This window comes from Candidatus Acidiferrales bacterium (genome assembly GCA_036514995.1).
Taxonomy (GTDB): Bacteria; Acidobacteriota; Terriglobia; order Acidiferrales; family DATBWB01; genus DATBWB01.
This window is the reverse complement of the sequence record DATBWB010000085.1, coordinates 1-21253: the sequence shown is the minus strand read 5'-3', so window position 1 is coordinate 21253 and position 21253 is coordinate 1. Positions and strand designations below refer to the sequence as shown.

At 61.3% G+C, this 21253-nt stretch carries 19 protein-coding genes; 17 read left to right on the top strand and 2 right to left on the bottom strand.

Features of this window, described 5'->3' with window-relative positions; translation table 11 throughout:
- Positions 1–187: 187 nt before the first annotated feature.
- Both VIH17_06115 and VIH17_06110 read left to right on the top strand, forming a co-directional pair.
- A complete protein-coding gene (locus tag VIH17_06115; protein HEY4682810.1) occupies positions 188–1387 on the top strand; it encodes a radical SAM protein in 1200 nt (399 codons plus the stop codon).
- A gap of 92 nt (positions 1388–1479) precedes the next feature.
- The gene (locus tag VIH17_06110) at positions 1480–2097 is read left to right on the top strand and encodes a hypothetical protein (GenBank protein HEY4682809.1); all 618 of its coding nucleotides are present in this window, start codon (positions 1480–1482) and stop codon (positions 2095–2097) included.
- 236 nt (positions 2098–2333) lie between these two features.
- Here the strand turns inward: VIH17_06110 and VIH17_06105 are convergent, their stop codons facing one another.
- Entirely contained in the window at positions 2334–3002 is a 669-nt protein-coding gene (locus VIH17_06105; protein HEY4682808.1) for a hypothetical protein, read from the bottom strand.
- Positions 3003–3148: 146 nt separating this feature from the next.
- On the opposite strand from VIH17_06105, the gene VIH17_06100 reads away from it, so the two are divergent.
- The 4 genes from VIH17_06100 (at position 3149) to VIH17_06085 (ending at position 8498) form a co-directional block, all read left to right on the top strand.
- Positions 3149–3868 (top strand): cytochrome c biogenesis protein CcdA, encoded by a 720-nt coding sequence (locus VIH17_06100; protein ID HEY4682807.1) that lies wholly within the window; start codon positions 3149–3151, stop codon positions 3866–3868.
- 107 nt (positions 3869–3975) lie between these two features.
- Positions 3976–4512, top strand: coding sequence for a TlpA disulfide reductase family protein (locus VIH17_06095; protein ID HEY4682806.1), 537 nt, complete (start codon positions 3976–3978; stop codon positions 4510–4512).
- Between the two features lie 27 nt (positions 4513–4539).
- On the top strand, positions 4540–5169 hold the full coding sequence (locus VIH17_06090; protein HEY4682805.1) for a protein-disulfide reductase DsbD domain-containing protein: 630 nt from the start codon (positions 4540–4542) through the stop codon (positions 5167–5169).
- 170 nt (positions 5170–5339) lie between these two features.
- Positions 5340–8498 carry a bifunctional YncE family protein/alkaline phosphatase family protein gene (locus VIH17_06085; protein HEY4682804.1) on the top strand — a complete coding sequence of 1053 codons (3159 nt, stop codon included), beginning with the start codon at positions 5340–5342 and terminating at the stop codon, positions 8496–8498.
- Positions 8499–8622: 124 nt separating this feature from the next.
- On the opposite strand, the gene VIH17_06080 is transcribed toward VIH17_06085, so the two are convergent.
- A complete protein-coding gene (locus VIH17_06080; protein ID HEY4682803.1) occupies positions 8623–9984 on the bottom strand; it encodes an MFS transporter in 1362 nt (453 codons plus the stop codon).
- Positions 9985–10151: 167 nt separating this feature from the next.
- On the opposite strand from VIH17_06080, the gene VIH17_06075 reads away from it, so the two are divergent.
- The 11 genes from VIH17_06075 to VIH17_06025 all read left to right on the top strand — a co-directional run bounded on the left by VIH17_06075 (position 10152) and on the right by VIH17_06025 (position 21042).
- The gene (locus tag VIH17_06075; GenBank protein ID HEY4682802.1) at positions 10152–11150 is read left to right on the top strand and encodes an ABC transporter ATP-binding protein; all 999 of its coding nucleotides are present in this window, start codon (positions 10152–10154) and stop codon (positions 11148–11150) included.
- A gap of 47 nt (positions 11151–11197) precedes the next feature.
- The gene (locus VIH17_06070; GenBank protein ID HEY4682801.1) at positions 11198–12001 is read left to right on the top strand and encodes a methyltransferase domain-containing protein; all 804 of its coding nucleotides are present in this window, start codon (positions 11198–11200) and stop codon (positions 11999–12001) included.
- Complete coding sequence (locus tag VIH17_06065; protein HEY4682800.1) at positions 11998–12969, top strand: oligopeptide/dipeptide ABC transporter ATP-binding protein; 972 nt, start codon at positions 11998–12000, stop codon at positions 12967–12969. Before VIH17_06070 ends, VIH17_06065 begins: the two co-directional genes overlap by 4 nt.
- A gap of 136 nt (positions 12970–13105) precedes the next feature.
- A complete protein-coding gene (locus VIH17_06060; GenBank protein HEY4682799.1) occupies positions 13106–13852 on the top strand; it encodes a YIP1 family protein in 747 nt (248 codons plus the stop codon).
- Between the two features lie 88 nt (positions 13853–13940).
- Positions 13941–15086 carry a tRNA guanosine(34) transglycosylase Tgt gene (gene tgt / locus VIH17_06055; protein ID HEY4682798.1) on the top strand — a complete coding sequence of 382 codons (1146 nt, stop codon included), beginning with the start codon at positions 13941–13943 and terminating at the stop codon, positions 15084–15086.
- A gap of 245 nt (positions 15087–15331) precedes the next feature.
- Complete coding sequence (yajC, locus tag VIH17_06050) at positions 15332–15649, top strand: preprotein translocase subunit YajC (protein HEY4682797.1); 318 nt, start codon at positions 15332–15334, stop codon at positions 15647–15649.
- Between the two features lie 66 nt (positions 15650–15715).
- Positions 15716–17341, top strand: coding sequence for a protein translocase subunit SecD (gene secD, locus VIH17_06045; protein HEY4682796.1), 1626 nt, complete (start codon positions 15716–15718; stop codon positions 17339–17341).
- Between the two features lie 130 nt (positions 17342–17471).
- Complete coding sequence (gene secF / locus VIH17_06040) at positions 17472–18674, top strand: protein translocase subunit SecF (GenBank protein ID HEY4682795.1); 1203 nt, start codon at positions 17472–17474, stop codon at positions 18672–18674.
- 42 nt (positions 18675–18716) lie between these two features.
- Positions 18717–19805 (top strand): energy transducer TonB, encoded by a 1089-nt coding sequence (locus VIH17_06035; protein HEY4682794.1) that lies wholly within the window; start codon positions 18717–18719, stop codon positions 19803–19805.
- A 49-nt stretch (positions 19806–19854) separates the two neighbouring features.
- Positions 19855–20583, top strand: a complete 729-nt coding sequence (locus VIH17_06030) for a MotA/TolQ/ExbB proton channel family protein (protein HEY4682793.1) — start codon at positions 19855–19857, stop codon at positions 20581–20583.
- 12 nt (positions 20584–20595) lie between these two features.
- Positions 20596–21042, top strand: coding sequence for a biopolymer transporter ExbD (locus VIH17_06025; GenBank protein HEY4682792.1), 447 nt, complete (start codon positions 20596–20598; stop codon positions 21040–21042).
- Positions 21043–21253 lie beyond the last annotated feature (211 nt).

Below are 21253 nucleotides of genomic sequence, written 5' to 3'. Positions count from 1 at the left end.
CGCCCGGCTTGCCCCGAGGACGCGGTGGTAATCCATTGTTTTCAGCTCAATCCGCGTAGATCGTCATGGGCGAATAAAAAGCGAAGATTGTGCTTGACAGGGCGAACAAAAAGCGAAGATAATAAGACCATCGAAAGGCGCTGGCTAGCTCGGGTGAATGACACCACTCGGGCATTTGAGGCGCGCGATGGCAACCACGACACCCACTCTCTTTCTCAACCCGCCGAGCCCTTCGCTCGCAAGACAACCGGGCATGACCCCGAATAGCCCCGCTTCCACAGATGAGACACAACCCAACCCAAGAGGGCTCACCCCCACCGGGCAACCGATTAACCAGGGCGCAACCGGCGACGCTGGTTTAATCGGCATCGCGCGCCTCGCTGCCAACGCCCCGCTCGAAAAGGAAAAGAACAACGTCGAATACTTCCGCATCGGCTGCCGCTCGATCCTGAACCGGTGTTATTCCGAGCGGGTGCCCTTCACCTGGACGATCAACCCTTACCGCGGCTGCGAGTTTGGCTGCCGCTACTGCTACGCTCGCTACACCCACGAGTACATGGAGCTCGACCCGGCCGCCTTTGAACAGAAGATTTATGCCAAGCAGGATGCAGCTTGCCTGCTCAAGAACGAGCTCGGCCGCGTGCGTTCAGGGGAGAGCATCGCCATCGGCACCGCCACCGATCCCTATCAGCCTGCCGAGCGGCAATTCGGCGTGACGCGCCAGATTCTGGAGACGCTCGCGGAAGCGCGGGGCTTGAGCCTTTCGATTACCACCAAATCCAACCAGATCGTTCGCGACGTGGACGTCTTGCAGAAAATCGCCGGCCGCTCCGACCTGCACATCAATATCACCATCACGACGCTTCGGGCGCGGCTCGCCCGGGCGCTCGAGCCGCGCGCTCCCCGGCCGGATTTGCGGTTAAAAGCTTTGGCCGCGTTGCGCCAGGCCGGACTCCATGCCGGAGTTTTCGTGATGCCGGTTCTGCCCGGCATCACCGACCGCGAAGCGGACCTGGAGGCGCTGGCCGAGGCCGCCGCCAAGCACCAGGCACAGTGGCTTGCCGCCAACGTGCTTTTCCTGATGCCTTCGGCGCAGAAGGTTTTCTTTCCGTTTCTCGATGAAAAATTTCCGCGGCTTGCGAGGCAGTATCGTCGCTGGTATGCCCGTTCCGGCTATGCCCCGGAAGAATATCGCGCGCGCATCGCGGGCTTGTTCGCTCGCCTGCGCGCCAAACACGGCTTCGCGAGCAGGCCGTATGAGCCGGATCGCTTCGCCCTGAATCAGACGGTTCAGGGCCTCGCCGCACCAGAGCCACAGATGAGCCTCGGATTTGTCTTCCCGCCGACAAAGACCATACTTCCGGACTTCAGGATGAATCCCTGCTGAGGGATAGAAAACAGGAATCGGAAAATAGGACTACCGCATTCCGGTTTTCCGTTTCCCGCTCCTGGCCGCTTTGCCTGCGCTACAATGTTGGCGTGAAATCCTTGGTGAGGGTGCTCATCTCGGTCTGCCTGGCGAGCCTGTTCCCGGGTGGCTCACTGTCGGCTGCCGAAGAGCACTCTCGATTCCAGATTGACGAGGATGCGGCGCGCGCGGCGATCAAGCTAGGCCAGACGGAGGATGTCGAATCGCTTCAGAAATTCTTTGAGCCCTACAACGAACTTTTTCGAGGAGTGACCGACCCGCCGGTCGAGCGCATCACGCTGGACACGCGCTTCAGCCGGATTGCGACGTTGGCGGCGACCCAGCACCGCACCGACCATCGCTACACCGAGAAGGAAGCCTTCGCCTCGACCGAGGAGCTTGAAAAGAACATTGTTCTCCGGGCACGCATGTTCTTTTTCACCGCCCGAACGCTCGAGCCGGGCAAAGACTATCGCATGCGCGCCTATCAGGATGACGAGGAGCTTACGGCAAAATTTTCGGACTATCAGAACTACGGAGCGCCGCCGTCAGGGGCGGCCTGGCACGTGGAATTGGCCTTCAGCGTGCCGCTCGACGAGTTGGACACCGAGCAGCCGCTCCGCATCGTGCTGGAATCGCCCGACGGGCCTAAAGTGGACGCCGTCTTCGATCTGGCAAAACTGAAATAGAACGGAACAGTTTCTACCGGGTCAGGCTCATTTCATAAGCGCACAGCACTAACGTTGACGTCATTCTGGGCCCCGACGCAAAGCGTCGGGGTTAACTCCGTGAACAGTCTCAGCAGCCTTGTCATGCTGAGTCCGCCGCGGCGGACGAAGCATCTCGCGGTGAGATCCTTCGCTCCGACAGGGTCGGGCCTCAGGATGACACCTGCACACGCCCACCGGCTGTGAATCAGCTTTTACTAACTTCCCGGCACAATAATCCGCGGCTCTTCTTTCCTGAGGTCCGCCTCGGCGGGATACTGCGCCCGGAGAAAGTCAAGGAAGGCGCGGCTTTTGGGCCGGCCGTTGGTGCGCGACCTTCCCACGCGCAAAAGGAAAACGAGCACCTGAAAAATCTCTTTTTCAGGCAGAGCGGGAGCGCCGGTCAAGCTCAAGGGGGCGGAGCCGGTGCGCTCCGCCTCGTTCTTCTGATACTCCTGGATAAATGCGGCAAGCTGGCGATAAAGCTCGCGGGGCAGTGCCGCGTCCGGCAGCTTTTCATAGTAGATCCCGCTGCGCAGCGTCTCAAAGGTTTGCGCCATATGCTCAAGCGCGATGAGAGCCTCCGCGTCCGTCAGGCCCTTAGTTTGTTTCCAGAATAAGAGGATGGCGTAGCCGAGGCCGGAAAGGAATTTCCGCTGGACGTGGACCAGATCCTCGGGCACGGCCACATCGGGAAACGGCAGGTCGCCCGCGGTGAACGTTTTTCGCTCTTCTCCGTATCGCCGCGAGGCGACGAGGTAGGGGCAGTCGCCCGGGCAATCAATGGTCACTTCGCGCTCCGTCCCGCAACAGACGGGGCAAATAGATTCACCCTTGCCGGGACAGAAACGCTTTGCCTTGCGCTTTTGGCAGATCGGGCAGGCCATCGGTCACCCACGCTGACCGGGACGCAAAAACCCCATTCTAGGAGAAAGAGGCAGGGCATGCAAACGGCGGCAGCGGGAGGGAAAGGGATGTGAGAAAATGGCTGAAGCGCATCGGTTGAGAAACGCATCTAAGAGAGAACGAGCGTATGGTTGACGTCACCTTTGCGACGGCGTTTCTGGCTGGGCTGATTTCATTCCTGTCGCCCTGCGTGTTGCCGCTGGTGCCGGGATATGTCTCTTTGATCTCCGGCCTGAGCGTGGAGCAGTTGCAGGATTCCGAGCAGGCGAAGCTCGGGCCCATCCTGGCCTCCTCGCTCGCCTTCGTCCTGGGTTTCTCCGTCGTCTTCGTGGCGCTTGGCGCGTCGGCCAGCGCCGTGGGAAAATTTCTCCTGCTCAACAAACCGCTGTTTTACAAGATTGCCGGCGCCATCATCATTCTTTTTGGCTTGCACCTGACGGGCCTGCTCAAGATCTCCTACCTTTACCGTGAGAAGCGCTTTCAGGGCGCGCCGGGGAAGATGGGGTGGCTCGGGGCATTTGTGATCGGCTTGGCGTTTGCTTTTGGCTGGACGCCCTGCATCGGCCCGATCCTGGGCACGGTGCTGACGCTCGCCGCGACGAAGGAGAAAGTGAGCGAGGGAATCAACCTGCTGGCTGTCTATTCGGCGGGTCTGGGCTTGCCCTTCCTGCTGACCACGCTGGGCATCAACGGCTTTCTTCGTTTTTATCGTCGCTTTCGCCGCCACCTGCAGGCCGTGGAAGTATTTTCCGGGATCTTATTGCTGGCCGTCGGCCTGCTCATCTTCTTCAACCGGCTGACGTGGCTTTCGAACCAGCTTGCGTTCTTGAATCGTTTCGTCTGGTAAGCATTCATGCTGAAGGCAGAAAAGGGAAAATGGAAAATAGAAAATAGGCCCGTTTTCTAATTTCTCTTTTCTATGTTCGCATTTCTATGCTTCGGCAAGGAGGGGGAATGAGTTCGGGACAAAAGACGATTTTGGGGCTGTTGCTGGTGGCCGGCCTGGTGGGCGGAGCATATTGGTATGGCCGGCGGAGCGCGCCCCGGGCAGCCCGGTCGGGCACAGCGGCATCGGCGAACCGAGCGCCTGAATTCAAAATCAAGGACCTGGAGGGCCGCGAGGTCAGGATGTCGGACCTCGAAGGCAAGGTCGTGCTGGTCAACTTCTGGGCCACCTGGTGCAAGCCCTGCACCATCGAGATTCCGTGGCTGATTGAGCTGCAGAAGAAGTACGGCGAGAAAGGCTTCACGGTGGTCGGCATCGCCATGGACGAGGAGGGCGCCAAAGTGGTTGCCCCTTACGCGCAGCAGGCCAAGGTCAATTATCCCATCTGGATTGGCGATGAGGAGGTCGCCACGAAATTTGGGGGCATCCTGGGCATTCCGACGAGCTTTCTGATCTCCAAAAATGGCCAAATCGTGGAACGCTATCTTGGCATCCTGCTGGCCTACGAAGACCAGGTGAACGAACAGATTGCGAAGGAACTCTAATTCATCCGGAAGGATTCAAAGAAGTACATGGGTAAGGGAACAGAAATTAGAAAAGAGAAATTAGAAAATAGGCTCTTTTCTATTTTCTATTTTCTGTTTTCCAGTCTCTTGGTTGCCGGCGGCTTGACCGCAAACGGCCCGCCGCTCGCACGGGCGGCGCAATTTCCGAGGAGGAACGAGCCGATTGTCCGCGCGCAGGGCTATGTTTCTCTGCAATCGGTGCCGCAAGGAGGCGAATTTCGCGTCGCCGTCCTGGCAGAAATCGCTCCTGGGTACCACATCAACGCCTCCAAGCCGCTCCAGGAATATTTGATTCCCACGCAATTGCGCGCCCAGCCGCCCGCCGGGATGCGGGTGCTCGAGGCGGCCTACCCCAAGGCGAACCTGAAAGAGTTTGCTTTCTCCGATGAAAAAATGGCGGTGTACGACGGCACGATCGTGCTCGGCCTGCGGGTGGCGACCAGTCCGAGGATTCCGCGCGGCGAAGTGGCTCTGCCGCTCGAGCTCCGCTATCAGGCCTGCAACGACAAGCTCTGCCTTCCGCCAACCACCCTGCCGCTTCAGGTGAACGTCCCGCTCGTCAGCCCCGGCACCGCCGCCAGGGCGATTCATCCGGAAATCTTTTCAAAGCTCGTCTTTGGCGGAAAGTCCCGATAGTTCCCCTCGCGGCGAGCCGGCTTCGGTAGTGTCCCGATTTGTGAAGAGGCACACTGATTGCCATGCTTGTTTACCCTCTTGTGGGCGGTTAGGCTAGTCCAGACAGTCGAAGGGCGTGTGGTTTCAGGCTAGACTGTATGGGCCGGCCCGCGCTTGAGGAGACTCTGTTCATGAACCGCTCCGTTTCACGCCTTGCGCTGCTGATCGCTGGTTTCCTTCTCGCTTTGGTGGCTGCGGCTGGCCCGTTCGCTTCAGCGGGGGACATCAAGGTCACCAATCAGCCGGCCTCGCAGGGGAGACCGATCACGCCCGCCGGGTCGCTCGTGCTCGATGCAAACACCCGCCAGCCAGCCGTGGGCGCCTTGCCGGTGGATTTTGTCCGCAGCCCCGACCGTACCGGGCCGGATGGTTTTGGCCGCTATCTGATCGCGGTCAACAGCGGCTTCGGCGTCCAGTTCAATGCCGCCACCAACCGCGCGCAACAATCGCTGGTGGTGATTGACCTGAACGCGCAACCCTCGCCGGTGGTCATCCAGAATGTATATTTTCCCACACCGCAGAGCGCCAATGTCGGTGTCGTCTTCGCGCCCCAGGCCGAGCCGGGCGACACCTACAGGCTTTATGTTTCCGGCGGCTTCGAGAACAAGATCTGGATGTTTCGCTTCCGCCCCGGCGCGCGTGAGCCGATTGCTCCTCCGTCTCCGGGGCCAAATACCAGGGTGGAAGCGCCGTTCATCGAGGTAAGTGGTTTTGCCTCTGCGGCGCCCTCGCCGCGCTATCACGGCAACCGTGAGCCCGTCTATCCCACAGGATTGGCGATCAGTCCTGACGGCGATACCCTGTTCGTCGCGAATAACCTCGGCGACAGTCTGGGCATCCTCAGCAACCTGCGGGGCGCACGAAACCTCACGCGGGTGGACCTGCGAGGCGGCCACCCGGGACATTTCATCTATCCCTTCGGAGTTGTGGCCCTGCCGTCGAAAGATTCGTCCACGACAGCCAAGGTATATGTTTCCTGCTGGAACAGCGCTTCGGTTGCGGTGGTGGATCCGCGCCGCCCCGAGCGACCCATTGCCAACATCCCGGTCGGCCGGCACCCGACGGCGATGGTCCTGAATGCGGCGAGCACGCGGCTCTACATTGTCAACTCGAACGAGGACAGCGTCTCGGTGATTGACACGGCGGCAGACCTCGAGATCGAGCGGATCAACGTGCGGCTCGCCGAGGGCGCTCGCCTCGGCAGCAGTCCCGAAAGCCTGGCGCTCGGCGGTGACGGGGCCACGCTCTACGTGGCGAACGCGCAGAGTAACGCGGTGGCCGTCGTGGCACTGTCGGCCAAGGCGCGCGGCAGGGAGAAAAGCGAAACCGATGCGGACCAGCCAAGAGAAGCCAAGGGGCGCGAGGAAAGAGACTCCGAACGCAGCAAGGTGCGTGGTTTTATCCCGACGGGGCAGTATCCCTCCGCCGTCGCGGTGGTCAACAGGACGCTCTTCATCGGCAACGGAAAGGGCACGGGCTTTGAGAATTCCTCCCTCGTCGTCAATAACTCCGGCCGCGTGCCGAACACGCCGAATGACCGCTTCCCCGCGGGCAGCGGTCGAGCGGGCGGGCAGGGCGGGCAGTATGCTCTGGCTTTGGTGGCAGGGAACATCAGCACCTTGGCCGAACCGGATGAACTCACACTGGCGCGATACACCCAGCAGGTGCTGCGCAACAATGGTCTGATGGGCGCCGCACGCCCCCGGCTGTTCCCGGGCGCGTCGCCGATCAAACACATCATCTACGTGATCAAGGAAAACCGAACCTACGACCAAGTGTTCGGTGATCTCGAGCGCGCCGGCGACAGCCAACCCGCGGACGGCGACCCGACGCTTGCCATCTTTGGAGGGGGCCAGGCGGCTCGGCTGCCGGGCGGACCGGCACAAAACATCACCCCGAACCACCGCGCACTGGCGTTGCGCTTCGGATTGCTGGACCGGTTCTTTGTCAACTCCGAGGCCAGTCCCGACGGGCACAACTGGTCCACCGCAGCTTTCTCCAGCGACTATGTGCACAAGGCTTACCGCTGGGAATATTCCGGCCGCGGGCGCAGTTATGACTACGAGGGCTTCAACCGCCTGCCCAACACCGAACCGATGAAAGAGACGCCGCCGCTCCTGCCCCTGCCCGTCACCGCCGAGGACATTGCCAACTACATGCGACGCTTCATCCCCTACCTCAACGGTGGGCGCGATGTGGCCGAGCCCGAAACCTTATATCTCTGGGACGCCGCCGCGCGCGCCGGCCTGACCTACCGCAACTACGGCGAGTTCATCGGAACGATCTCGGAAGCCGACGTGGCCGCGTTCAACGCGAACCGCCCGAAATCCTACCCGGATACTTCGCCTATGGCAGCGGCTTTTCCTACCAAGAAGTCGCTCGAAGGCCGGCACAGCCTGACGTTTCGCAATTACGATGTGGAAACGCCCGATGCCATGACGGTGGATTCCTACCGCGCCGCGAAGGAGTCCGGGGGCGGCATCCATCCCTTGATTACCCGGACGAACCCGGACGAGCGGTTTCGCGGGAATTCACGCATGGGGGAATGGCTGGAGGAGTTCCGCGGTTTCGTCGCCGCGAGAGAAGGGGGAGGGCCTGAGCGGCTGCCCAACTTCACCCTCTTGCGCCTCCCCAACGACCACACTGCCGGCCTCACCCCGGGCATGCCGACGCCGCAGTTTATGGTGGCCGACAACGACTACGCCGTCGGTCTTCTGGTGGAGGCCGTTTCCAGCAGTCCGTACTGGAAGGAGACGGCCATTTTCATCGTGGAGGACGATGCGCAGGACGGCCCCGACCACGTCGATGCCCACCGCGCGCCGGCGCTGGTGATAAGCGCCTACAACCGTCCCGGAGCGCTGGTCCATGAATTTCACAATACGGTGAGTATGATCCGGACGATGGAGCTGCTGCTGGGAATGGAACCCATGAACCAGCTCGACGCCTCGGCTGCGCCGATCGACCTCTTCCGCGACGAAGCCGACTTGCGTCCCTACAAGGCCTTGCTGCCAGACGTCTCCCTGGATAACCTGATGAACCAGCTGGCGCGCGATGCGGCCACGGCTTACTGGATCCAGCGCACAGCCGAGCAGAACCTGGCGCACGCCGACATGGCGGATCCGCGCGTCTTGAACGAGATCATCTGGTTCTCCGTCCGCGGCGCAAAATCACCCTTGCCGGAGATTGCGCGGCTACCTGCCTTCGATGCCATGCGAGCCGGGATTGCCGAGGAAGCAGAGGAACAGTCCAATGTTCTAAAAGAGCTGAGGACTCTCCTGGCGAAACGGTAGGCGGACAAGAGGGAGCGGGCAGGTCTTCCGAGGAGCCGGCGGGCGAAAGGAGTATCGGAATTTATCCCGTTCCGGGTGAAGCCGATCCTGCCATGCCGTATGCCGGGCTCGAAGCCCGGCGCTGCTATACAGGTTGCAGCGTTTCCTGCTCGCCCGAATCGGGCTGGCGGGCGAGGGAGCGCGCCTGGACGGCGGCGAGGACGGCCGCTCCGTAAATCAGGCCGAGGACCAGGAAGGCCACTTTCAGGGATGCGACGTGGGCGAGCCAGCCCAGCACAAAGCTCATCACGACCTGCATGAGGGTGGAAATGGTGGAAAAGGCGCTCTGGGTGCGCCCCATCAGTCGCTGCGGCACCACCGCCATGATGGAAGATTGCGTGACGATGCCGCCGAGCGCCCGACAGGCGCCGAAGACGGCATTCATCACCACCACCGCCGCCAGCACCGTCACAAAGGGAAAGAGCGCGTGCCCAAAGGCAAGCATCACCAAGGCAAGAATGGCGACCGAGGCAGGCGAAAATTTTCGCACGAGCGCCTGGGAAGCCAATCCACCCAATACCGCTCCGGCGGCCCAGCCGGCCTCAATGTAGCCGTAACCGCGCGGCCCGGATTGCAAGATATCTCGGGCCAGAGCCACCACAATGACGTTGGCGCTGATGACGCCCGCCATCATGCAAGCATAGGTCAGGCCGATCGCAAAAACGCGCGGCTGGGCGCGAAGATAGGCCAGCCCTTCGCGCAGTTCGGCAAGGAATCCTCGGATGAGCCCTTGCGGCTCGAAAGCCTCGGGCGCCCCCACCGGCGGCATCACCGCTTCGCCCAGAACGGGCGCGGCCGCCTCGATAATGGGCGGCTCCTGGCCAAGGCGTTGGGGCAAGCGGTAGCCACGGCGCAAACTCCAAAGGCACAGAGCGGAAACAAAATAGGTCAAGCCATCCATCGCCAAAATGCCGGAGATGCCGGCCCGCACATAGAGGAAGCCCACCACCGCACCCGCCGACATCATTCCCCCCTGGACGGCGATCAGCACGGCCGCGTTTGCCTGCACCAAATGATCTCGCGGAATAATCTCCTGCACCAGCGCGGCCGAGGTCGCCCAGTAAATGGCAAAGCCCATGCCGACGAGGAGAACCATGGCATACAGGGTGGCGAGGTTAAAATGGGGCGTGCGCGCCAGCGCGGCCACGCCGAGCACAATGAAACCGCGCGCCACATCCAGCGTGATGGCCAGGTAGCGCCGGTCCACCCGGTCAATCAACACCCCGCCAATCAAAGGCACCACCAGCCCGGGCAGGGTCACCAGCGCCACCATCAGGCTGACAGCCAGGGTCGATTGTGTTTGTTCCAAAATGTACCAGGTCACCCCGGCATGGTTCATGCCCGTCCCGAAGAGCGAGACGAACATTCCCAGCCATAAAAAACGGAAGCGGCCGACGCCCAACAAGGCGCGCCAGCCTAACGGCGGAGAGGGAATGGAATTCTTCACAGCCTGATGTCCTTGCCCCGACGCATCGGGGGTCAGAATCGCACCATGACAGCATGCCCGACACGCCCGGTCAAGTCCCAGGAACGCTTACGCATAAAGGGGAGGGTGCCGCCAGGGGTCTGCCCGCGGCGGGCTGGCGTGGTAATATCGCCCGAGCGATAGTAGCCATGCCGCTTCTGGATGTGCGCCAACTCACGGTTGAGCTGCCGACGGCTGCCGGGCGGATCAGGCCGGTCAACGAGGTCTCGCTTGCCATCGAGCCGGGCGAGACTTTGGGCCTGGTCGGCGAATCGGGCTGCGGCAAATCCATGCTGGCCTATGCGCTGATGCGGTTACTGGCTCCGCCGGCCGAAATTGTCGCGGGGGCAATTCATTTTGACTCGGCCAACGGCGGGCCACCGCGCGACCTGCTTCGGCTCAACGAAAAGGAAATGCGGGGCGTTCGTGGAGCCCGGATGGCCATGATTTTCCAGGAGCCGATGACTTCGCTCAATCCGGTGATGAAGGTGCGCGATCAAATTGCCGAAGGCGTTCGCGCCCATGAGAAGCTGAGCCGAAAGGAGCTGGAGACGAGGGTCCTGGAGGCACTGCGCATGGCAGCGGTGCCGCAGCCCGAGGAGTGCCGCCGGAAATATCCTCACGAACTCTCCGGCGGACTTCGCCAGCGGGTGATGATTGCCATGGCGCTTGCCCCGCGTCCGCGGCTTTTGATTGCGGACGAGCCGACCACCGCGCTCGATGTAACCATCCAGGCGCAAATCCTGGAGCTCCTGGGCCGCCTGCGCGCCGAACTGGGACTGGCCATGCTGTTTATCAGCCATGACCTGGGGGTGGTGGCCCAGCTTGCCGACCGGGTGGCGGTGATGTATTGCGGCCGGATCGTCGAGCATGGCTCGGCGGGCGAGGTGCTGGCCAATCCGCGACACCCGTATACGCAGGGGTTGCGCCGCGCTGCGCCGAGCCTGGGGAAGGAAAAGCCGGAGCCCATCCCGGGCACCGTGCCAGCGCTCAGTGAATTGCCGGGCGGCTGCGCCTACCGGCCGCGCTGTCCCATCGCCATTGACGATTGCGGCAAAGCAGTCCCGGAGCTGCGGGAGATTGCCGCCGGCCCCGTCCCGAGGCTTCGGGACGGGGCTGGCCATCAGGCGCGGTGCATCCGAGCCTGAGGCCGCTTTTTTTGAAGGCCGGCCAAGCTGAGAGTGGAAGACGGCGAATGACGATGGGTAGCCAGGAACAGAAAATTCTGGAGCGATTCGGACGGACGGCCGGAGTGTTCAGCGATTTTGTCCTTACCAGGCGCGCTCAAGACATGCGCCAGGTGGTCGCCTGGGCGAAGCCTGAGAAAGCCTCCCTCGTGCTTGACGTGGCTTGCGGGCCCGGGACACTTGCGTTGGCGTTTGCCGCAAGCGTTGCCGGCCCCGATTCTATCGGGGCGGGCGTGGTCGGCGTGGACTTGACGCCGGAGATGCTGCTGCGGGCCAGGCAGGAAGCCGAAGCTTCCGGCTGCACTTGTTGCTGGTTTTGTCGCGGTCGCGCGGAAGCGCTCCCCTTTGCCGATGCGACGTTCGACATCGTGTCATGCGCCTATTCGTTCCATCATCTTGCCGCCCCCGAGCGGGTTCTCGAAGAGATGCTGCGCGTCACCAAACCCGGTGGGCGGGCCCTTATCGTTGATCTGATCGCTCCCGAAGAGGACGACCGGGCAGCCCGCAACAATCAGATCGAACGATTGCGCGATGCTTCTCACACGCGCACGCTCAAACTTTCCGAGCTTTCCCGGATGTGTGCCCGGGGCAGCGGTTCTCCGGAATGGTTTCTCTTTGATCGGGATCGTGACTTCGAGGATTGGATGGCGGTGGCCGGGGTAAAGGCCGGCACGTCAATCTATGACGAGTGCTACGAGTTGATGTGGCGTTCGATGGAGAGCGATGCGGCCGGTTTCGGGCCGCGGTGGGAAGGGCATCAGCTGCATTTCACCATGCACTCGGTGGCGATGGCCATGCGCAAACAGCCATGAGCGCGTCTGCACCCAAAAAGGGAGAGCCGCTGGTTCGGGTGCAAAACCTGAAGAAGAGCTACCCGGCAAGCGGGTGGCTCGGGCGGGGCCGGCGGACGGTGGCGGTGGATGAGGTGAGCTTGAGCATCGCCGCCGGGGAAACACTCGGCCTGGTGGGCGAGTCGGGCTGCGGCAAGACCACCCTGGGCCGTTGTGTCATCCGCTTGATCGAACCGGACGCGGGCAAGATCGAATTTGCCGGGCGCGATTTCATGGCGCTTCAGGGCGAGGAACTGCGCCAGCAGCGGCGAGAGATGCAGATTATTTTCCAGGACCCTTACGCTTCTTTAAACCCGCGCATGCGCATCGGAGAGACGATTGGCGAGCCGTTCCGCATTCATGAAAGGATGTCGCGGGCGGAGCGACAGGCGCGGGTGGCGGAACTGCTGGAAGCGGTTGGGATGGGCCCGGAGGCGCTCCGCCGCTATCCGCACGAATTTTCCGGGGGACAGCGGCAGCGGATAGGGATTGCCCGGGCGCTGGCGTTGAAACCGAAATTCATCGTTGCCGACGAGCCCGTCTCGGCCCTCGATGTCTCGGTGGGAGCGCAGATCATTCTGCTCCTCGGGGAGCTTCAAAAAAAATTTCATTTGACGTATTTGTTCATCAGCCATAGCTTGCCGGTGGTGGCGCAGATTGCCGACCGGGTGGCGGTGATGTACCGGGGCAAAATAGTGGAGAGCGGTCCGACCGGGGCCGTCCTTCAGAATCCCTTGCATCCTTACACCCAATTGTTGCGGCGTTCGGTGCCGGAAGTGGAGCGGCAGCTCGAAGCGCTGCCGGCCAAGGCAACCACCGAGAAGGTGGCGCCCGGCGGCTGCCCCTTCGAGCCGCGCTGTCCGCTGGCGGCGGAGCGGTGCCGCGCGGAAGAGCCGGCTCTGCTCCCGAAAGGCGGGGAGGGGCGGCAGGTGGCATGTCATTTCGTGTAACAATGGGGATGGCCTGCGTTCGGAACCGAGTTTCAGGTTGCAGGTTGCAGGTGTCAGGTAGCAGGTTACAGGTTCTAGGCGTCAGACTTCCAGCGCGACCTCAGTACGAAAATTCTAATTCGAAAAGGGAGGCACGATGGCGACGGTAACTTCCACTCCTGAGCAAGGGCCTGCGGGAAACCCCTTCGGAAATGCGGTAAAGGTTCTGTTCAGCCCCAGCCAAACGTTTCGCGGCATTGCCGTGCGCCCGAGCTGGTGGGCTCCGATCGTGATGATTGCAATTCTCAGTTGCCTGATGACGTACACCTACGGGAAGCGAGCCGGCTGGGAAAGTTTCATGCGCAAGGAGATCGAAGGCAGTTCGCGGACAGCTCAGTTGCCCGCCGAACAGAAAGAGCGCATCATCGAGCAACAGACCAAGTACGCCCCCCTAATTGGCTATGTCTTCTCGGTCGTGGGCCCGCTTGTGGCGGTGCTTGTCGTCGGCGGTGTTTTTCTATTGGTATTCAATTTCGGCATGGCCGCCGGCTTGACTGCCAAGCAGTATTTCGCGGCGGCTGCCTACGGCTGGATGCCCGAGGCGGTCAAAGGTCTGCTCGCTTTTCCGGTCATGTTTCTCAAGGACCCGGACATGCTCGACATCCGGAACCTTGTGGCCACCAACTTGGCGGCGGTGATGGATGGCGAGACAACCGCGAAATGGCTGTTGCGCCTGGGAAGTTCGGTGGATCTCTTCAATATCTGGAACATGGCGCTGATTTCGATCGGCATTTCCACCATGACGAAAGGGAAGATTTCCTTCGGCAAGGCCTTTGCCGGCGTCCTGGGGCTTTTCCTGGTGTGGGTGCTGCTGGCAACAGGCTGGGCGGCGATTTTCAGCTAGTGCCGTCTCCACTTAAAAAAGCAGACGCCGCTTGAAGACGATTCAGGGTGAACCATTCATCGTGAACCATTGATTTCCCGCAAAGGCCATGGCCACCGGTTTTCACTTTGAGGTTGTCGCCAGCGATCCGCACAGCCGGGCGCGGTTGGGGCGGCTCCACACGCGGCACGGGGTGATTGACACGCCGGTCTTCATGCCGGTGGGCACGGCTGCGACGGTCAAGGCGATGACCCAGCAGATGCTGAGCGAGCTGGGCATCCAGCTTCTCCTCGCCAACACCTACCATCTTTATCTTCGCCCGGGCCACCAGGTGATCCGCCAGATGGGCGGCCTGCATCGCTTCATGGCCTGGCCCAGGGCGATCCTGACCGACTCCGGGGGCTACCAGGTCTTCAGCATGGCTGATCTGCGCAAGGTGAGCGAGGACGGGGTGCTCTTTCGTTCTCACCTCGACGGTTCGGAACATTTCTTTTCACCCGAAAAAGCCATGGAGATTCAACTGGCGCTGGGCGCCGACATCGTGATGCAGCTCGACGAGTGCATTGAGTACCCTGCGAGCCGCGAGCGGACACGCCGGGCGATGGAGCGAAGTTGCGATTGGGCTCGTCGCAGCCAGGAGTCCTTTGCGCAGGGAGGAGGTTGCTCGGCCAGCCAGGCCCTTTTCGGCATTATCCAGGGCGGGCTGTTTGCCGATTTGCGCCGGCAATCGGCCGAACGGATGGTCGCCATGGATTTGCCGGGCTACGCGATTGGCGGGCTGGCCGTAGGTGAGCCGGAAGAGCTGAGCCTGGAAATGACCGCACGGGTGGCGGAGAAGCTGCCGTCCGAGAAGCCCTGCTACCTGATGGGGGTTGGGAAACCGGAGGCGCTCGGCGAGTACATCCTTCGGGGAGTGGACATGATGGATTGCGTCATGCCGACGCGCAATGCCCGCAACGGCTGTCTGTTTACGTGGAATGGAACCCTTTCGATCAAGAACAGCCGCTACGCCCGCGACCCACGACCGATTGACGAACAGTGTCCCTGCTTCGTTTGCCGGAATTACTCCCGCGCTTACCTGCGCCACCTGTTTATGGCCCATGAAATCCTGTCCGCCATCCTCCATACCTACCATAACTTGTTCTTTTATCTTGACATGATGGCTCGAATCAGGCAGGCTATCCCGCTTGGAGACCTGAGGAAATTCCTGTCTGGTCTCCGCGCTCTGCGCGAACCGGACTCGGCCTTGAGCTAGCCGGGGGCGACCTTCCGGATGCGCCTAGTTTCAGCGAACGGTTACCACGTTGCCCGCCTTGGCTGTGAAGGGCGGGCTTTGACTTCCAGTACCGTTCCCATCCCTAGCCTCGGGACGACAAGACGGGGCTGGCGCTTAGAGGGCGAAGGGCGACAAGGAGGTCTCGAAAGTTCCGCTCCCTTCGGCGCCAAGGGTTTGGATCGGCGCCATCAGGCGCCCTGACCAAATTCAGAAAGGATATCTTGGTGCTGATTGCCCCCCCTTTTTTGCCGGCCATGGCGGCTGAAGGCAGCGCCTGGCAGCCGTTGGTCATGTTTCTCCCGATCATCCTCATTTTCTATGTGCTGTTGATCCTGCCGGCCCAGCGGAAACAAAAACGCCTCCGGCAGATGTTGGCCAATCTGAAGGCGGGGGACAAGGTGGTTACCACCGGCGGCATTTACGGCACGATTGTCGGCCTCAAAGAGGAAACGGTACAACTCAAAGTGGCCGATCAGGTGCGGATTGAGGTGGCCCGACCGGCCATTGCCGGCCTGCAACCACCGAGCAAGGAAGAAAGGTAGCGGCCCCGCGCTGCGGGACCACCCGAGGCCCGACGCGTCAGGACCTCTCGAGAAACCCTCAAGGCGATGAACCCAAATCTGAAATGGAAAGCCCTGGTCATTTTGATTGTCCTGGGCTTGTGTTTGTACGGATTGTTCTTTATGCCCAAGTTTCCCCCCAAGAACCTGGCCGACTTGAAAAACAACTTCAGGGAGCGGATCCGCCTGGGGCTGGACCTGCGCGGGGGAAGCCACCTGATTCTCCAGGTACAGGTGGATGATGCGGTGAACATTCATACCGACCAGACCATGGATCGCATGCGGGAGGAGATGCGCAACCGCAATCTGACTTACAACGAGGTGCGCAAGCTGGACTTGACGCACATCCAAGTCCTCGGGATACCCCCTGACCAGTCCTCCGCTTTCAAAGACATGGTCGGCGATCGCTTTGCCGAATACGACTGGGCACCCACCCCGGGCGATTCCACCTCCTATACTCTTTCGCTCAAGCCGACGGTAGTCAGCCAGATCCGCCAGGATACGCTGACCCAATCCATTGAATCCATCCGCCGCCGGGTGGACGCCCTCGGGGTGGCCGAGGCGTCGATCCAGGAACGCGGCCGGGGGGACTGGGAGATCCTGGTGCAACTGCCCGGTGTGGACGACCCGGCCCGCGTGAAGAGCATCATGCAGGAAACCGCCATGCTGGAAATCCGGCTGGTGCGCGAGCCGAACCCGTATGGCTCGGAGCAAGAAGCGCTCGCGGCGCACGGCGGCGTGCTGCCCGAAGGGACCCAGGTTTTGCGCTCGGTGGAACGCGTTTCCGGGCAAACCGCCCGCAGCGAAGCCTGGTACCTGGCGAATCGGATCCCGGTGGTGACCGGCCGCGACCTGCGTAGCGCCAAACCGTCGCCCAGTCCGGAAGTGCCCGGCAAGTGGGATGTGGACTTCACGCTTTCCACCGAAGGCGCTCGCCGGTTTGGACCCTTTACGACCGCCAACGTAGGCAATCCTTTGGCCGTCGTCCTGGACAATAAGATCCAGTCGGTGGCCACGATTCAGAGCCGGATTGACGATTCCGGGCGAATCACCGGCAACTTTACTCGCGATTCAGCGAACGACCTGGCAATCGTTTTGCGTGCCGGGGCGTTGCCGGCCTCGATCAAGTATCTGGAAGAACGGACGGTCGGGCCGTCGCTGGGCGCCGACTCGATCAAGCAGGGCTTTCGGGCATCGATTGTAGGCGTGACGGTGGTCATGGTTTTCATGGTGATCTACTACCGGGCGGCGGGCATCAACGCCATCGTGGCGCTCATCCTGAACTTGCTCATGCTCCTGGCAGCCATGGCGGCCATTGATGCGGTGCTCACCCTGCCCGGCATCGCCGGGGTGATCTTGACGGTGGGCATGGGCGTGGATTCGAACGTATTGATTTTCGAGCGCATCCGGGAAGAACTGCGCATAGGGAAAGCGCCGGTCTCGGCGGTCGAAGTCGGTTTCAATCGCGTCTTCATCACCATCGTGGACACGCACGTGACCACCATTGTTTCGGCCTTCTTTCTCTACATGTTCGGGAGCGGACCGGTGCGCGGCTTTGCCACCACCCTCGTCATCGGCCTGGTCGCCAACGTGATTACTTCGGTCTGGGTGTCGCGCGTAATCTTTGACTGGGAGCTCGGCCGGATGCCGCGCCAGGCCCAGCTTTCCATTTAGCAATATCCCGGGGGTCCGGCCGGGGGAGTATTCACCCCTGCCGCCGTGCCCTCGGGATGCCCGGGGGAAGCGCAAAGGGGCACTTTTATCGCCCGGCGGTGTCTAAGGAAACAGGGAGAGGCCTGCTTCGATGGAATTCTTCCGCAGTAGCAACATCGATTTCCTTGGCAAGGCCAAGTACTTTCTGATCCTTTCGGCGGTGCTCATCGGCGCCGGGCTGGTCTCACTGGTCCGCCACCGCGGCCCCGCTTTCGGCATCGATTTCCAAGGCGGCACCCTGGTCTATGTGAGATTCAAACAGACGCCCCCGCTCGACCAGCTTCGCAACAGCCTCCGTGCCGAGGGGCTTGGCGACAGCGAGATTCAAAGCATCGGCCCTTCCGCCGAGCATGAAGTGGTCATCGGGGTAGAGCAGAAAAGCGAGGGTACGCAGGCGGAGGCGCTCGATGCGAGCAAGCAGGCCATCCTCACCGCCCTGAACAAGACCTTTGCCGCTCCGGCCGGCAAGCTTGATCTTAATAATGCGAGCGTTGCGGCCATCAGCGGGCTGCTGCTAAGCTCGGATCCAGCGCATTTCGCCGGCCTTGGCCCGGAAGCGGCCGCCGCCAACTACCAGCAGATGGCGAGAGCGATTGCCGACTACCGCGACAAGCAGCGGAGCGGCCTGATTGGCAGCCTGGATGAGCTGAAGGGGCTGGCCGGCGTGCGCCCGGAAGCAGTGAGCGAACTGGCTCGCTCGAGCTACCTCGCCGAGTTTGCGGTGCGGAACGTGGAGATTGTTGGACCGAAGGTGCGGGCTGATCTCCGCCGGCAGGCGGTGCTGGCCACGCTGTACGCCCTGGCCGGGATGCTGGTCTATATCGGGTTCCGTTTTGAGTGGATCTACGGCGTGGGCGCGATCATCGCCACCCTTCACGACGTCGTGATCACGTTGGGTTTCTTTTCACTCTTTCAATTCGAAATTTCATTGACCGTCATCGCGGCGCTGCTGACACTGATCGGCTATTCGATGAACGACACCATTGTGGTTTTCGACCGCATCCGGGAAAACGTTCGCCTGATGCGGCGGGAGCCATTGCGGCAGATCATCAACAAGTCCATTAACCAGACGCTCTCGCGAACCATCTTGACGTCCGGGCTGACATTCCTTACTGTATTGGCACTGTTCTTTCTCGGCGGCGATGTCTTGCGGGCATTCTCGTTTGCGCTGGTAGTGGGCATTGTGATAGGAACGTATTCATCCATCGCCGTTGCGAGTCCTGTCCTGCTGGTTTGGCACACATGGAAAAATCGAAGCCAGAGCGCAACGGCTCGCGCCCGAGCGGGCTCGTAAGAATGGGTGTGACTCGCTCGAGCAAACAGGGGGCAAACAACCATGTTTGAAAAAATGGTGCTTTCGAGGGCGGGGGAGAAGGCGGCTATCACCGGCACCGGCTGGAGCGTGGTGATCGGCGTCTTCGTCGTGCTCACTCCTATTCTGTGGTATGTGGAAAACCAACTGGCGGGAGCAACCTATAGCCCTTCGGTCGTGCTTTTCCTGGCCATGCTCCTGTCGGCCGTCGTAGCATTCTATGTTTTCATGATGGTTTACGCTTGGGGAGATACGGGACGGATCAGGATCAACCGGATGGGTTGGACGGCGTTCGTGGCCATTCTCCCCCTTTTGTTCACCATCGCGGGCTTGCTGCTGATTCCGGACCTGGTCCTGGTGGTTGCGATCAGCGGTCTGTTGGTAGCCATCGCCGTCTATCTCATCTATACCGGCTTCCACACGGGCGAGTGGCGTCGCGCCACGATTCCGCTCTCGACGATCTTCCAGGTTGTCTTGCTGGGCGTGATGATTCTGATGCCGTTGCTTTACACGGAAGCGCTGCCGAAACAGATGCTGACCACGTTCCTGGCCGCGCCGCCGCCGCCGCCGCCCCCGCCGCCGCCAGCCCAGCCGGTGGTGCAAAGGGTCAAGCCCATGGCTAAGCTCATTGAAGCGGGCCGACTGCGAGCGCCGACCGCGATTCCCAAAGAAATCGCCATGATCAGGGAAGAGCAGATGACCGATCTCGGCACCGTGGTCGGCGGCGTGCCGGGCGGAGTGGCAGGCGGCGCCATGGGCGGCGTGATCGGCGGCATCATCGGTGGCTTGGTGCCCCAGGCGATTGCCCCGCCTAGGGAGGCCAGGCGCATCCGCGTCGGCGGCAACGTCCAGCAAGCCAAGCTGGTCAACCAGGTGATGCCGCTCTATCCGCCCCTGGCTAAATCGGCCCGTATCCAGGGCACGGTGCGGCTGGAGGCTATCATTGCCAAAGATGGAAGCATCCAAAACCTCCGTGTCATCAGCGGCCATCCGCTTCTCATTCAAACGGCCATGGACGCGGTTCGTCAGTGGCGTTATCAACCCACTTTGTTGAATGGAGAACCGGTCGAGGTCGTGACAACCATTGATGTGGTCTTCACTCTCGCGCAGTAGAAAAAGTTTTCGCGCCCCGCCGCAGCGGGGCAAGGAGGAACCAATCGTTATGCTTTCGAACTTTTCTCTGATTGCACTGGCGCTGTTCCAGGAAGCGGCACCGGTCATCGGCTGGGACCTGCGCGCCCTATGGGGGCAAATGGGCTGGGCGGCCAAGCTGGTAGTTGTCTGCCTCTTCGTCATGTCGGCCTGGTCGGTTGGGGTGATGATTGACCGGTGGCTCTACTATTCGGCCGCCCGCAAGCAGTCGCGCATCTTTGCCCAACAGGTTGCCGGAGCCCTGCGTGACGGCAAAATAGATGAAGCCATCTCCATTGCCGAGCGCAATAAGCGGTCGCACCTGGCCAAGGTCGTCACCGCCGGCCTGCAGGAGTTTCAGGCTCACCAGGTCTCGTCGGAAATTTCCGGCGAAGAGGTCGAGGCCAGCAAGCGGGCGCTCGAGCGGGCCACGGCCATCGTCCATGCTGAAATGAAGCGCGGTCTGGGCGGCCTGGCGACGATCGGCTCCACTGCTCCCTTCGTCGGCCTGTTCGGCACCGTGGTGGGCATCATCAACGCCTTCAAGGGCATTTCGGCGGAGAAGTCCACCGGCCTGGCAGCCGTCGCCGGCGGCATCGCTGAGGCGCTCGTCGCCACCGCCGTCGGCCTTTTTGTCGCCATCCCGGCCGTCTGGATGTTCAACTACTTCACCAGCAAGGTGGAGTCCTTTGACGTCGAAATGGACAACTCCAGCTCCGAGCTGATTGATTACTTCATCAAGAAGCGCGGCCGGAAGTAAGTGGAGAGCACGATGGCCAGAAAGCTGAAAGCGGGGAGAGTCGTCTCGGACATCAACGTCACCCCCATGGCCGACGTGATGCTCGTGCTGCTGATCATCTTCATGGTGATCACACCGATGCTTCAAAAGGGGATCAGCGTTGATCTGGCCAAGACGAATAATCCGCGGCAGATGCCGGACGCCGACAAGGAAGACGCGGTGGTAATCGCTATTTCGCGCGATGGTCGGATCTATCTGGGCTCGACCCCGGTCAAGCGAGAGGAAATCACCGAGAAGGTGAAAGACCGGATCGCGACCAAGCTGGATAAGACGGTTTACGTGAAAAGCGATGCCCGCGCCAAGTACGGAACGGTGGTGGGCATTGTGGATGACGTCCGGGCAGCGGGAGTGGACCAATTGGGGCTCTTGACGGAAAAGATCGAAAGGCGGGGCGGCGGCACCCCGGCTCCGACGGACTAGTGCCGTTCCAACTAATTGAGCAGAATAGCGAGCTGGTGCCGTTCCAACTATTTGGGGCCATTTTCCGCAAGTCACAGGGCATGCTTTATTGATCATACAGGATCGAGATGTATAGGCTCATCAAGTTGGAACGGCACTGGAGCGACATAATTAGTCATACGTGCTGAGTCCATGAAGAACTTAGCCCAAAATAGTTGGAACGGCACTAGCC